Origin of the sequence: Roseinatronobacter sp. S2 (assembly GCF_029581395.1) — a bacterium.
Lineage (GTDB): Bacteria > Pseudomonadota > Alphaproteobacteria > Rhodobacterales > Rhodobacteraceae > Roseinatronobacter.
In genome coordinates this window covers 91,738-105,484 of the sequence record NZ_CP121115.1, presented here as the reverse complement: position 1 = coordinate 105,484, position 13,747 = coordinate 91,738, and the positions used below count along the sequence as shown (strand labels likewise).

13 protein-coding genes are annotated in these 13,747 nt (G+C 60.2%); 3 read left to right on the top strand and 10 right to left on the bottom strand.

Annotated elements, in window-relative coordinates; all coding sequences use genetic code 11:
- Positions 1 to 88 precede the first annotated feature (88 nt).
- The 6 genes from P8S53_RS17325 to P8S53_RS17300 all read right to left on the bottom strand — a co-directional run bounded on the left by P8S53_RS17325 (position 89) and on the right by P8S53_RS17300 (position 5,699).
- Positions 89 to 1,609: an NADH-quinone oxidoreductase subunit NuoF gene (locus P8S53_RS17325; protein WP_277807085.1), complete on the bottom strand. Its 1,521-nt coding sequence runs from the start codon at positions 1,607 to 1,609 to the stop codon at positions 89 to 91.
- Positions 1,606 to 2,082: a formate dehydrogenase subunit gamma gene (locus P8S53_RS17320; protein ID WP_277807084.1), complete on the bottom strand. Its 477-nt coding sequence runs from the start codon at positions 2,080 to 2,082 to the stop codon at positions 1,606 to 1,608. Before P8S53_RS17320 ends, P8S53_RS17325 begins: the two co-directional genes overlap by 4 nt.
- 90 nt (positions 2,083 to 2,172) lie before the next feature.
- Positions 2,173 to 3,060, bottom strand: coding sequence for a LysR family transcriptional regulator (locus P8S53_RS17315; RefSeq protein WP_277807083.1), 888 nt, complete (start codon positions 3,058 to 3,060; stop codon positions 2,173 to 2,175).
- A 39-nt stretch (positions 3,061 to 3,099) separates the two neighbouring features.
- The gene (locus tag P8S53_RS17310; protein WP_277807082.1) at positions 3,100 to 4,197 is read right to left on the bottom strand and encodes a sensor histidine kinase; all 1,098 of its coding nucleotides are present in this window, start codon (positions 4,195 to 4,197) and stop codon (positions 3,100 to 3,102) included.
- A 361-nt stretch (positions 4,198 to 4,558) separates the two neighbouring features.
- Positions 4,559 to 4,753: a hypothetical protein gene (locus tag P8S53_RS17305; protein WP_277807081.1), complete on the bottom strand. Its 195-nt coding sequence runs from the start codon at positions 4,751 to 4,753 to the stop codon at positions 4,559 to 4,561.
- Positions 4,754 to 4,838: 85 nt separating this feature from the next.
- A complete protein-coding gene (locus P8S53_RS17300) occupies positions 4,839 to 5,699 on the bottom strand; it encodes a LysR family transcriptional regulator (RefSeq protein ID WP_373418553.1) in 861 nt (286 codons plus the stop codon).
- Positions 5,700 to 5,890: 191 nt separating this feature from the next.
- Between P8S53_RS17300 and P8S53_RS17295 the strand changes: the two genes are divergently transcribed.
- Both P8S53_RS17295 and P8S53_RS17290 read left to right on the top strand, forming a co-directional pair.
- Positions 5,891 to 7,459, top strand: coding sequence for a trimethylamine methyltransferase family protein (locus tag P8S53_RS17295; RefSeq protein WP_277807079.1), 1,569 nt, complete (start codon positions 5,891 to 5,893; stop codon positions 7,457 to 7,459).
- A 10-nt stretch (positions 7,460 to 7,469) separates the two neighbouring features.
- Positions 7,470 to 9,515 carry an NADH:flavin oxidoreductase gene (locus tag P8S53_RS17290; protein ID WP_277807078.1) on the top strand — a complete coding sequence of 682 codons (2,046 nt, stop codon included), beginning with the start codon at positions 7,470 to 7,472 and terminating at the stop codon, positions 9,513 to 9,515.
- A 21-nt stretch (positions 9,516 to 9,536) separates the two neighbouring features.
- Here the strand turns inward: P8S53_RS17290 and P8S53_RS17285 are convergent, their stop codons facing one another.
- On the bottom strand, positions 9,537 to 10,238 hold the full coding sequence (locus P8S53_RS17285; protein ID WP_277807077.1) for an RES family NAD+ phosphorylase: 702 nt from the start codon (positions 10,236 to 10,238) through the stop codon (positions 9,537 to 9,539).
- Positions 10,235 to 10,624: an MbcA/ParS/Xre antitoxin family protein gene (locus P8S53_RS17280; RefSeq protein WP_277807076.1), complete on the bottom strand. Its 390-nt coding sequence runs from the start codon at positions 10,622 to 10,624 to the stop codon at positions 10,235 to 10,237. The genes P8S53_RS17285 and P8S53_RS17280 overlap by 4 nt, the downstream gene beginning before the upstream one ends.
- Positions 10,625 to 10,916: 292 nt before the next feature.
- Here P8S53_RS17280 and P8S53_RS17275 point away from each other — a divergent pair, with 292 nt between their 5' ends.
- Positions 10,917 to 11,357, top strand: a complete 441-nt coding sequence (locus tag P8S53_RS17275; RefSeq protein WP_277807259.1) for an Lrp/AsnC family transcriptional regulator — start codon at positions 10,917 to 10,919, stop codon at positions 11,355 to 11,357.
- A gap of 11 nt (positions 11,358 to 11,368) precedes the next feature.
- Here P8S53_RS17275 and dxs read toward each other — a convergent pair whose 3' ends face one another.
- On the bottom strand, positions 11,369 to 13,306 hold the full coding sequence (gene dxs, locus P8S53_RS17270; RefSeq protein WP_277807075.1) for a 1-deoxy-D-xylulose-5-phosphate synthase: 1,938 nt from the start codon (positions 13,304 to 13,306) through the stop codon (positions 11,369 to 11,371).
- A 200-nt stretch (positions 13,307 to 13,506) separates the two neighbouring features.
- Positions 13,507 to 13,743 carry an RC-LH1 core complex protein PufX gene (gene pufX, locus P8S53_RS17265; protein ID WP_277807074.1) on the bottom strand — a complete coding sequence of 79 codons (237 nt, stop codon included), beginning with the start codon at positions 13,741 to 13,743 and terminating at the stop codon, positions 13,507 to 13,509.
- Positions 13,744 to 13,747: the final 4 nt, after the last annotated feature.

Here is a 13,747-nt window from a genome sequence, read left to right as displayed (position 1 = left end):
ATCTTGCCGAAAATACTCCGGGGGGTGCGGGGGGCTGTGCCCCCCGCCGGGGCGGTGCGCGCAGCGCGGCGCAATATATGGATCAGCATCATTCTGCGGCCTCCTTCACGCGGGCGAAATCATCGGGGAAATGGGTCAGCGCCGACATCACCGGAAAGGGTGTGAATCCCCCCAGCGCGCATAATGATCCGTCCTTCATTGTTTCACACAGGTCGGTCAGCAGCGGGATTGCCGCGCCGTCCCCTGCCGCAATCCTGTCGATGGTTTCGACACCGCGCACGGCACCAATGCGGCACGGCGTGCATTTGCCGCATGATTCCACGGCGCAGAATTCCATCGCAAACCGCGCCATGCGCAGCATGTCGGCGCTGTCGTCAAACACCACCAACCCTGCATGCCCGATCAACCCGCCTGCGGCATCAAATTCTTCATACCCCAGCGCTGTGTCGAATTTTGACACTGGCATATAGGCCCCCAACGGCCCGCCCACCTGCACGGCCTTCACGGGCCTGCCGCTGGCCGTGCCGCCCGCAATGTCATTGACCACTGCCCCCAGCGACATGCCGAAGGCCGTTTCAAACAAGCCGCCACGCGCGACATTGCCCGCAATTTGCAGCGTCACGGTGCCGCGCGACCGGCCAAGGCCGAAATCTGCATAGAACTGCGCGCCTTTTTCAAAAATCACCGGCACTGTGGCCAGTGAAATCACGTTATTCACAACCGTGGGCTGACCCAGAAACCCTTCCAGCGCCGGAAGCGGCGGTTTGGCACGCACCACACCGCGCTTGCCTTCCAGCGAATTCAGCAGGCTGGTTTCTTCTCCGCAGACATAGGCACCGGCCCCTTTGCGGATTTCCAGATCAAACGCGCGGCCCGATCCCAGCACATCCGGCCCCAGCACGCCTGCTGCACGCGCGATTTCCACTGCGCGCGTCATCACCGAAATCGCATCAGGGTATTCCGACCGCAGATAGACATAGCCGCGCGTTGCGTCCACGCCCAAACCCGCAATCACCATTCCTTCGATCAGGGTGAACGGGTCGCCTTCCATGATCATCCGGTCGGCAAATGTGCCGCTGTCACCTTCATCAGCATTGCAGACAATATATTTCTGCGCAGCTTTTGCCTGCAACACCGTGTTCCACTTGATGCCCGTGGGAAAGCCCGCACCGCCGCGTCCGCGCAGGCCGGATTTTGTGACTTCGTCGACAATATCCGCGCTGCCCATGGCGATGGCGCGCTTTAACCCTGCAAGCCCGCCATGCGCCTGATAATCCGACAGCGACAGCGGGTCGATGATGCCGCAACGCGCAAATGTCAGGCGCGTCTGGCGCTGCATCCAGTCCAGTTTGTCCACAGGGCCAAGCGCCTTCGCGCAGGTGCAATCAAGGATTGCGCCTGCATCATCGGGCGTGGCGGGGCCGAACCCGTGGCGCACACCGTCAATCTCAACCTCGACCAGCGGTTCCAGCCAGATCATGCCGCGTGTGCCGTTGCGCACTAACTCCACGCTCAGCCCGCGCGCGCTGGCCTGTTCCACAATCGCGGCGGCCACATCATCTGCGCCAAGGGCCAGTGCTGCACTGTCAGCGGGGACAAATATCTTCATGCGCCCACCTCTGCCAGCAGCTGATCGAGTTTTGCGCCGTCAACGCGGCCTATAACCTTGTCATCCATCATCGCGGCTGGCCCGCAAGCGCACAGACCCAGACAATAGACCGGCTCCACCGTCACCGCGCCATTGGCGGTTGTGCCGTGCCAGTCAATGCCCAGCTTGCGCAAGGTCGCGTCTGCCAGCGCATCGCCGCCCACCGCCTGACAGGCTTCGGCGCGGCAAATTTTCAGCACATGTCGCCCGGCTGGGTTTTCGCGAAAATCATGATAGAAGCTGATAACCCCGTGCAATTCCGCACGCGAGATGTTCAGCGCCTCGGCAATCAGGGGGGTGGCAGATTCGGGGACATGCCCGAATACATCCTGAAATGCATGCAGTATGGGCAAAAGCGGGCCTTCAAGATGGGTATGCTGCGCGATGATGGCGCGCATATCATCAAGATCAGGGGCTGGCGCGGAAACGGTCATGGCTGGCCTCGTTGGGTGTTTGCCAGATTAGACCACGCCTGATGATACGAAATCAATATTCGTTTTTGGTTGATTGATAGCAATAAGCTATCAAACGACAGCCGATAAACCCCGCGCCTCGCGCAGCAGCGCTTCCAGAACCGGGGTGTGGGGTTCGCGCCACGGGGCAACAAGACCAACGACATGGGGGGCCGCCGCGCCGTGCAGCGGGATTGTGCTGACCGCCTTGCCACTGGCCAAAAACCGCGCGCTGTCTTCGGGCATGACCGTCATCCAGCCCCCTTCGGCCACCATGGCCATCAGCACTACGGTTGAATTCGCCTCGACCCAGGTTTCGGGGGTGACATTCGCATCAGCGAAATTTCGGTTGATGATCCGGCGGTTTTGCATATCCGGCGTCAACAGGCACAGGCGTTCGCCCTGCAATTCGTCCCACCTCACCGCGTCGCGCCCGGCAAAAGGTGACGCAGCGCCGCATACCAGCAGATAGCGTTCCTCATACAGCGCTTCGGTGCTGACACGACCCATAGGTTCATTATCCAGATATGAAATGCCTGCATCCACATCCAGATTATCCAGCATCGACAAAATCTCGATCGAGGTGCGTGACAGTATTGTCAGGCGCACATTGGGGTGTTTCTCGCAAAACTTTGCAGCCAGCCGCGCGGCCCATGTCAGCGCTGTGGGAATGACCGCAATGCGCAAACGCCCCGCCAGACCGTGCCGCTTGAAGCGCATTTCTTCCTTCAACTGGCGGGTGTCGCCGACAATGCGCCGCGCCCAGACCAGTGCTGTCTGTCCTTCCGGTGTCAGCCCGCCATAGCGCGACCCGCGAAACACAAGCTGCACACCAAGCTGTTCCTCCAGATGCTTGATGCCGTTGGACAGGGAAGGCTGGGTAATGCCCAGACTGCTGGCCGCGCGGCCAAAATGCCCTTCGCGCGCAACAGCAATGAACATTTCCAACTTATCCAGCATAGGTGTGCCTGTGATTTACAAGGTTCCCGCGACAGGCTGTCAGGCAATCCGTTGTATCATATCTTGACCGGCCACATCATCCTGTGTGTCCGGCACCTGTGTCGCGGCGATATGCTCGGGGGATGGCACGGAAAAGCGCAATCTTGCAAGGGTTCCCCCGCCTGCGGCCAGCGTTAACGTCAATTCGCCATCAAGTGCCTTTGCGAACTGGCGCGCGACTGTCAGCCCAAGGCTGTCTGATGCGTCCAGATCAAACCCTTCTGGCAGGCCCGGCCCGTTGTCGCGTATTTCCAATGTCGCGGGGATCTGGCCCGCCTCATCAGCGGGGTCCACGCTTAGCCGGACATCCACAACCGCTTTGCCATCGCGTGCGGCGCCATGTTCCATGGAATTCATCATCAATTCACTTGCAATCAACCCCAACGGAACCGCCGCATCGTTCAAAATGCGCAGCGGGGCCGCGTTGAATGTCAGCGCAACAGGGGCCGTTTCTTTTGCGACTTCAACAGTGTCTTGCAACACTTCACGCAGATATTCGCCTGCATCGACGGATTGCACGTCGACCGAATGCAACCGGCGCTGCAACCGAGAGATTGACGTGATCCGCGCCTGCGACGCTGAAAGCGCGCGCCGCGCCCCGATGTCTTTGGTCTGTGATGTCTGAAGGCGCAACAACGCCGCAATCGTGGCCAGATTGTTCGACACCCTGTGCTGCAATTCCGAGAACATCAGACTGCGCGACTGCGCCACAGCATGCGCCTTTTCGCGGGCCAGCGACAATTCCTGCAACGCCCAGACCGCAGCGCTGATAAACAGAACATCTGTGGTGGTAATCAGCGCATAAAAGCCCAATGCCAGCCAGCCCCCGCTGTTCAGACCAAAGGTTCCAAAGGGCGCGATAAACCAATACCAGGCAATCGTGCCGCAGACCAACGCCACAACAATGCCGCACCGGATGGACGCGAAGACCAGCGACAACATGACGGCCGGAAAAAATGTCACAAACGGAAAACCGGCAGGCAACACATCATCAAGGACGAAACGCAAGCCCGTTGCCACGCCCACCGCAACCAGCCCGAATGCCAGTTCAAAAGGCACACTGCGGCGCGCCATCAATGCAGCGCTCAGCCCATTCATCAGCCGTCCAAAATACCTGCTGTTGTCGAAAATTGTCGATGTCGTGATAGGCTTCAAGCGTCGTCCGTTCGCGTTAGGGTGGTGTTTCACCAGATCTGAAACACCCCAAAAGTGTCCTGCCACACCAAAAATTGCCGATATCAGGCGCGTAAGCAAGCGCATTATGGCCGACATACCCGCAATGGGCGGAATACCCCGACCCGTCAGAATAAAATATATACCGCCAATAGATGTATTTGCGCCCGCGCCACCCAGATACGCCACACCACGCCATATAAGGCCCGTTGCACGCAATCTGAAGCTGACGCTACGTCAGCGGCATTTGTAGAGGGCCCGCTGCACCCGCGCGGCGGTGGCGGGTTTATTCCGGGTCTTTTGGCGCAAACGCAAAGAAGAACTGATACGCGCAATAAACCCCGATTGCCCCGAACAAGACCCCGAAAAACGGGCTGGCGGTTATGAATTCAAACGCCGCCCAGACAAGGCAAAGCGCGGTAATCGCCACCCTGCGCCACATCGGTCGGAAGAACGGGTGCTGCACATCCAGTAGTTTCATGGCAGTAGGTTCATATCTGATAACTATCCTGTCGTCTCTCGCCTGATGCACCCTATACAGGCCATTCACATCCTACAAGAACGTGTCACACCGAACGCGCCGCACCCAACAGCCAGTTATGGACCAGACGCGCGCGCGCCGGTGCATGCCGGTTCAATGTGATCTGAAAATCCTCCTGCGGTTCCACCTGATCGGGCAGCAGGGGCACAAGCTGGCCCGCGTCGATATAGGATCTGGTCAACCCCACCCACCCCAGAACCGCACCCATATCATCGCAGGCTGCCTGAAGGGCGATGATATAATTGTTCACACGGTGGCTGTTGTTCAGCGGCCCGTCATAGCCAAGCGCCCGAAACCAGTCGCGCCAGTCGGTCCAGCCCGCGACATTGGACTGAAAGTGAATCAACGGCAGGCGCGCCAGATCGTCCAGTCGCGCAACCGGATGTGCCGCCGCAAAGCGCGGGCTGGCAAGCGCCATGATCGTATCATGCAAAAGCACGCGGCGATCCCCTGCGCCTTTTGCTGCGATGCCGTATGAAATACTGATATCACACCCAAGCGGTGCATCGCCGGTGTCGTCAACAATCTGGGCCACTGAAATATCACCATGCGCTTTCCAGAACTGCGCAAGTTTTGGTGTCAGCCAAAGTGAACTGACAGCAGTGGTCACCCCGATTGTTACAGCCGTGGTGTTGGCGCGCCGCTTCAGCTGGGCCACTGCATCGCCGATTGCCTCAAACCCCGTCTGAAGTGCGATCCGCAGATAAGCGCCGGTTTCTGTCAGCGCCACGCCCCGATGATGGCGCTGGAACAGGGCGCATTGCAGCTCTGCCTCCAGCGCCTTGACCTGATGGCTGATGGCGGCGGGCGTCACGTTCAACTCGCGCGCGGCGGCCTTGAAACTGACATGGCGGGCCGCAGCGTCAAACGCCACAAGCGCATTCATGGGCGGCAGGTCATAGGGGCGCTTGGGCAAGGCAACCTCATGCAGGATACAGATATGATGGTGTTTACAGCATAAACTTTGGCATTTGAATTACTACAGCTAATGCAGGGTGAATCAATTCGGAATTGCGCCGCGCTGCGCAACGCGGGATCGTGGCGGGGCCATACCCGCCCCGAAAGGATACCGCCCCCATGCTGGAGATGTCATCCCCGCCTGCCCGCAGATCGCGCCGGAACCCGTCACGAACCCCGCGCAGCGCAACGCCGGGCCAGAACCTGCATCTGCGCACGCCCTATATTACCCGACGCATCCCGACCTATGATTTGCTGAATGATGAGGCCCTTTGCCGGATTGAAGGGACAGCAGACCGCATTCTGGCCGAAATCGGGATCGAATTGCGCGATGATCCGGTTGCGATGCAGCTATACCGCGCGGCGGGGGCGCAGGTCACACATATATCGGGCGACAGGTGGCGCATTCGTTTTGAATCCGGCCTGCTGCGCGAGGTGCTGAAAACCGCGCCCGCGCGGTTTACCCAACATGCCCGCAATCCCGCCAACAATGTCGAAATCGGCGGTGATGCCATGGTATTTGCGCCCGCTTACGGGTCGCCCTTCGTGATGGATATGGATCACGGGCGGCGCTATGGCACGATTGCGGATTTTGAAAACCTGATCAAACTGGCGCAATCCTCGCCATGGTTACACCATTCGGGCGGCACGATCTGCGAACCTACTGATGTGCCCGTGAACAAGCGTCATCTGGACATGGTTTATGCGCATATGCGCTATTCCGACCGTGCGTTCTTAGGCTCCATCACCGCGCCTGATCGCGCCGCCGACAGTATCGAGATGTGCCGCATTCTGTTCGGGTCGGAATTTGTGGACCGCAACTGCGTGATCATGGGCAATTTCAACACCACATCGCCGCTGGTTCTGGACGGGGTGACAACAGCGGGCATTCGCACTTATGCGCAAGCGGGTCAGGGGTCCATCCATCTGCCGTTTTTGCTGGGGGGTGCGGTGTCACCGCTGACCATGGCGGGGGCTTTGGCACAATGTCTGGCGGAATCCATGGTGTCCTGCGCGCTTGCACAACTGGTGCGGCCCGGTGCGCCGGTGGTGCTGGGGTCATTCCTGTCGTCCATGTCGCTGCGCACCGGATCGCCCACATTCGGCACGCCCGAACCCGCACTTGGGTCGCTGGTCATGGGACAACTGGCCCGGCGGCTGAACCTGCCCTTGCGCTGCGCGGGCAATTTCAGCACATCGAAAGCGCCCGACGGGCAGGCCATGCAACAGGGCATGATGTCGATGATGTCGGCGGTTCAGGGCGGGGCGAATTACATCTTGCACGCGGCGGGGTTTGTGGATGGGCTGTTATCCATGTCCTATGAAAAGATGATCATGGATATGGATATGTGCGGCGCGCTGCATGGCTATATGGCAGGGATCGCTGTGACAGATGACACGCTTGCGTTCGATGCGCTGGCACAATTCGGCCCGGGCGAGCATTTGTTCGGCACGGACCACACCCTGCGCCATTACCAGACCGCCTATTGGGACAGCGGGTTGAATGACGACCGCACCTTTGAAACATGGTCGGAAACGGGCAGTGTCGATGCCGCGAAACGCGCAAACCAACGCTGGAAGGATGTGTTAAACACCTACGAATCCCCACCGATGGACGCAGCCATTGACGCAGCATTGCAAGATTATGTGACGACCAGGAAAGCCACCATGCCCGATGCCTGGTATTGAAGGAGCGCCCATGTCCAAAGACCCGCTGTTGCAGCCCTACCAGCTGAAGCACCTGACGCTGCGCAACCGTATCATGACCACCGCGCATGAACCCGCATATCCCGAAGATGGCATGCCAAAAGCGCGCTATGTGGCCTATCATGCCGAACGGGCCAAGGCAGGTGTGGCGCTGGCCATGACAGCGGGGTCCGCTGCGGTGTCGCGCGACAGCCCGCCGGTGTTCAACAATATTCTGGCCTGGCGCGACGAGGTGGTGCCCCATATCCGTATGCTGACCGATGCCTGCCATGACCATGGCTGCGCGGTCATGATCCAGCTGACCCATCTGGGGCGGCGCACAGGCTGGAACAAGGGCGACTGGCTGCCGTCGGTCTCCTCATCTAAACACCGCGAGCCTGCGCATCGCGCCTTCCCCAAACTGGCCGAGGATTGGGATATTGAACGCATCATATCCGATTTCGCCGATGCCACCGAACGGATGCAGGCAGGCGGCATGGACGGGGTGGAATTGCAGGTTTACGGCCATCTGCTGGACCAGTTCTGGTCGCCCCTGACGAATGATCTGAATGGCCCTTACGGCGGCCAGAACCTTGAAACCCGCATGCAGCTTTTGATGGACGTTTTGCGCGGGATTCGCGCGCGCGTGGGCGCGCGGTTTATCGTGGGTGTGCGCTATACGGCCGATGAACGCGCCAAGGGCGGGATTGACACGGCCGAGGGGCTTGAGATTTCGCGCAGGCTGGCCGAATGCGGCATGGTGGATTTTCTGAATGTGGTCAGGGGGCGCATCCATACCGACCCCGCCATGACAGATGTGATCCCTGTTCAGGGTATGGCCTATGCGCCCCATCTGGATTTCGCAGGCGCGGTCAAACAGGCCACCGGCATGCCCACCTTTCACGCAGCGCGCATTCCCGATGTGGCGACCGCGCGCCATGCTGTGGCGGCGGGCTTGCTGGACATGGTGGGCATGACCCGCGCGCATATGGCCGACCCGCATATCGTGCAAAAGATCATGCAAGGGCGTGAAGATGACATTCGCCCCTGCGTGGGTGCCACCTATTGTCTGGATCGCATTTATCAGGCGGGCGAGGCGCTGTGCATCCACAACGCCGCCACGGGCCGCGAACTGACCATGCCGCATGTCATCGCGCCTGCACCCCTGCGCAAAAAGGTTGTGATCATCGGCGCTGGCCCCGCAGGGCTGGAAGCCGCGCGCGTGGCATCTGAACGCGGCCATGACGTGACAGTGTTTGAGGCCGCACCCGACCCCGGCGGGCAAATCCGGCTGACCGCGCAAAACCCAAGACGGCGCGAAATGATGGGCATCATCGACTGGCGCATGGCCCAATGCGCCGCGCGCGATGTGGTGTTTCATTTCAACAGTTTTGCCGAAGAACACGATGTGACCGCGCTGGCCCCTGATGTGGTGATCATTGCCACAGGCGGGCTGCCCAATACCGAACTGTTCGAGGGGGGCGCGGAAAACCCGCATGTGATCAGCGCATGGGACATGATCGCGGGTGATGTGAAACCCGCAGGCCGCGTGCTGATCTATGACGAATCCGGCGACCATCCGGGCCTGATGGCCGCCGAACTGGCCGCCAATGCTGGCGCCAGCGTTGAGGTGATGACACCTGACCGCACCTTTGCGCCCGATATCATGGGCATGAACCTTGTGCCCTATATGCGTGCCCTGCAAGATAAGGACGTGACCTTCACCGTGACCCGCCGCCTGTTGGATGTAGCGCGCGATGGCAACCACCTGCGCGCGACCATCGGCACGGATTACAGCGATTTCATCAAGCATCAGCATTACGATCAGGTGGTGGTGAATTACGGCACAATGCCGCTGGATGATCTGTATTTCGCGCTAAAGCCCCTGTCATCGAACAGGGGTGCGGTGGATCAGGGTGCATTGGTTGCGGGCCTGCCGCAGACCATCAAGCGGAACCCTGACGGCGCATTCCAGCTGTTTCGCATTGGCGATGCCGTCAGCGCGCGCAACACCCATGCCGCGATATACGACGCCCTGCGCCTGATGAAGGATATCTAGGCACGCGGCATTTCCCCCGCACTAACCCACAGCATGTACGGAATAGTCCGGCGTGCCGTTCCAGACCATGTCCCATGATGCGCCGGGCCGCACGTTCTGCACCGCATTGGGTTCAAAACACACCAGACATCTGGCCCCGTTGGCCGGTGCCCTGACCGACGGGTAGATCACCCCGCGCGAGCCGTCACGCTGCAACTGGCTGGCAAGCGCCTGTCCCGCCGGATAGCCGATAGCGGGATCAGGATGCAGGGCAATATGGTCTGGCTGGTCGGTCAGATCGTCGAAAACACCAATGAAATCAGCCAGCAATTCGACATAGCGGGCGGTGTCATGGAAACTGCCGGTGAAACGCAGCTCTCGCGTTCGGTGCCAGGCAACCTCTGCAATGCTGACCATGCTGTCCCATGCGCAATACCACGCGCCACGCGCATCTGTGTTGAAGCGGTTGCCGCCCGCGCGCGTGTAGGTAAAGGCCGCATTCACATGCGTATCGCCATAAATGCGCAGATCCTGCACGCGGCGGTGCCACGCCAGTTCGCGCGGGTCTATTGCGGGGTTTCTGCCCTGTTCTGCCAGCAGGCGTGCGCTGGTCATACCCTCGATCCGGGCCAGAACCTCCATCTCGTCATCGGAATCAACCAACCCGCGCAGGGATGGCGGCTTGTGATAGGTGGCAGGCAGCAGGCGCACCAGACCACGGTCGGACAATTCGGTGCGCGTCATGCCCCCCCCCGCAAGGCATCCAGATAGGTGCGTATCGCCAGAATTTGCGGCAACCCCCCCTCGATCGCGCTGTCGATGGGGCGTGCCCCGCCAAAAAGCGGGCCGGTATTGGGGCGCGTGAACCATGTCCGCGCCAAGGCTTCGGAAAAATACAAGTCCAGCGATTTATATATGCCAATAATGGCACTTAGCCGCAAAAGCTGGTCTTTGGTCAATTCGCCAGTAAATCCGGGCTTTCTGGCGCGTTTCCATGTGCTTTGCGACATATCGGCCAAGGCGGCTGCATCCCTTAAGGACAGCGACCAGCTGTCAGCAACCCGCGCATATGCTTTTAGCGCGATTGCGTTTATCTGGGCCGGTTCGCGGGTTTTCGCCGTAAGTTGCATATTATACCTCCTGACACAGCATATAGATCATATGGCCCAAGTGTAAAGGCCATATGAACCCAGCGTCAGGGTTAATCGCGCGTGTCATGCAACCCTGTCAGGCGCGCAACGGTCGCACGCGCCACAACCAGCCCAGCAGGTCGGGGCGATCATGGCGTGTTTCCCTGGGGCTGCGGGTTCATTGACATTCACAGCCCAGTGGGGGAAACAGCGCCCTTATTATACGAAATGCGCGACAAAAAGGGGTATATTGTTGTCAGATTCAACCAAACCGTCCCATATTATAGATCAGATGGACCGCGAAATCCTGCGTGTATTGCAATCAGACCCTAGCCTGTCGCAGCGGGCGCTGGCAGATCGCGTGGGCATGTCGCAAAATGCCTGCTGGCGCAGGCTGCAAGCCATGCGCAATGCGGGCATTGTCGACGGGCAAACGCTGCGGCTGGACCCAGTGAAACTGGGGCTGGGGCTGACCGTGTTTGTCATGATCCGCACGCGCCATCATTCCGGCGACTGGCTGAAACTGTTTCGCCGCACCGTCACGGCCATTCCCAATGTCATCGATTTTTACCGCATCGCAGGCGATTACGATTACATGCTGAAGGTCGTGGCCGAAGATATGAACGATTTTGACCGTGTCTATCAACGCCTGATCGACCGGCTGGATCTGGATGCCGTGACATCCTACATCACCATGGAAAAAATCGCCGACCAGCGCGACCTGCCGCTGTAGCGACCCCTTGCCTATGCGCTGGCGTTGCGTCTGAGTGGGGACACCCCAAGGCATTCAAGCGCCACCCCTTCGATATCGCGCGCGGACATGGCCGCGTCTTGATACATCGCAGCCGGGCTGGCCTGATGAATGAAACGGTCCGGCAAGGTAATCGTGCGTATATTGCAGCCCCGCGACAGCCCGCCGGAATTGGCCAGATAATGCAGCACCTGCGCGCCAAACCCGCCTTGCGCGCCCTGCTCGACAGTGATCAGCGCCTCATGGTGGCGCAACAACTGGTCAATCAGGCCCGTGTCCAGCGGCTTGGCAAAACGCGCATCCGCAACGGTGCAGCTGATGCCGCGCGCCGCCAATGCCTCAACCGCAAGCTGCACTTCGCCCAGATGCGCCCCGAAAGACAGGAATGCCAGCCGCGTGCCCTCGGTGACAATGCGGCCCTTGCCAATGTCCAGCACGGCCCCGCGTTCGGGCAGTTCCACCCCTGTGCCATTTCCCCGCGGGAACCGGAACGCAATGGGGCCGTCATCATATCGCGCGGATGTGGCGACCATATGCATCAGTTCAGCCTCATCCGCGGCGGCCATCACGACCATGCCGGGCAGGTTGGCCATGAACGCAATGTCAAAACTGCCCGCATGGGTCGCGCCATCGGCGCCCACCAGCCCCGCGCGGTCAATGGCAAAGCGCACCGGTAAACCCTGAAGCGCCACATCATGCACAATCTGGTCATAACCACGTTGCAGGAAGGTGGAATAGATCGCGCAAAACGGGCGCAACCCGCTGGCCGCCATGCCTGCGGCAAATGTCACGGCATGCTGTTCTGCAATACCCACATCAAACACGCGCCGCGCAAAACGCTGCGCCATGATATCGACGCCGGTGCCATTCGGCATGGCCGCCGTTACCGCCACGACAAGCGGGTCGCGCGCGGCCTCATCTGCAAGGGTGCGCCCGAACACAGCGGTGTAGCTGGGGGCGTTCGCGGTGGCCTTGGCCTGCTGGCCCGATGCGACGTCGAATTTCGCCACGCCATGATATTTGCACGCGGCCCCTTCGGCGGGGGCGTAGCCCTTGCCCTTGACCGTGCGCACATGGACCAGCACCGGCCCTTCGGCGCGGTCGCGTGCCATGCGCAGGGTTGCCAACAGGTCCGGCATGGAATGACCGTCAATGGGACCGATATAGGTAAAACCCAGATGTTCAAACATCGTGGCATCTGGCGGGCCACCTGCCGCCTGCGCGCGGGCACGTTGCGCCTGTTCGCGCAAGGGTTCGGGAAGCGCGGCCATAAACCCTTCGGCAATATCGCGAAGGGTTGCGCCCTGCCCTATTGACTGGCCGTTCAACTGGTTCAGATAGCTGTTCATCGCACCCACCGGGGGCGCAATCGACATGTCATTGTCATTCAGAATAACGAACAACCGCCGCCCTTCGGCACCTGCATTGTTCAGCGCCTCATAGGCCATGCCCGCCGTGATGGACCCATCGCCGATAACCGCAATCGCATCGCCCGTAGGCTGGCCCATATCGCGCCCGATGGTGAACCCAAGGGCTGCGGAAATGCTGGTTGAACTATGCGCCGCGCCAAAAGGGTCAAAGACGGATTCGCTGCGCTTGGTAAAGCCCGACAGCCCGTCCTGCTGGCGCAGCGTGCCCATATCGGCCCGCCTGCCCGTCAGGATTTTATGCGGATAGCATTGGTGGCTGACATCCCAGACCAGTTTGTCAAATGGCGCGCGAAACACCGCATGCAGCGCCACTGTCAGTTCCACCACCCCCAGCGATGACCCCAGATGTCCGCCTGTGCGGCTTACCACCTCGATGGTTTCGCGGCGCAATTCGTCGCATAGCATTGTCAGTTCCGGGTCCGTCAGATCACGCAGATCAGCCGGTCCCGCGATCCGGTCCAGTTGCGGGGTGTCGATACCGTAAAGTTCACTGCCGCGCATTGCATCCCTCCCTGCCCAGATCATGGCTTGGGCCAAACCGTAAAAAAGGTGCCGTGGGGCCAGGCCCGCACGGCACCAGTTCCCTGTTGCCAACAGGAAAGGGAACCGGGCGTCACTTGCCCGAATCCGGACCGGCTGTCTGGTCCGAACCTTGTGGGGGACAGGCCGCGACATGCGCGCCCTGCCCCTGTTTTTCCAGATCACACCCGGCTGATGGCCGTATCCGGTGGCGCAATCATCTGGCTGTAGGGCATGGGCGGAGGCGCGTTCTTGCTTTCATCAGGCAAGAACAGGCTTACAATATGGATCAGCGCGATGATCACACCGATCCCCACCAGCACCGAAGCCGCATATCCCGCGCCGCGCAACATCTCATACAAGATCCAGTTGCGAATACGCTCGGACGGGGTTTGCCGGATATAGTCGTGTTCAGCCATATCA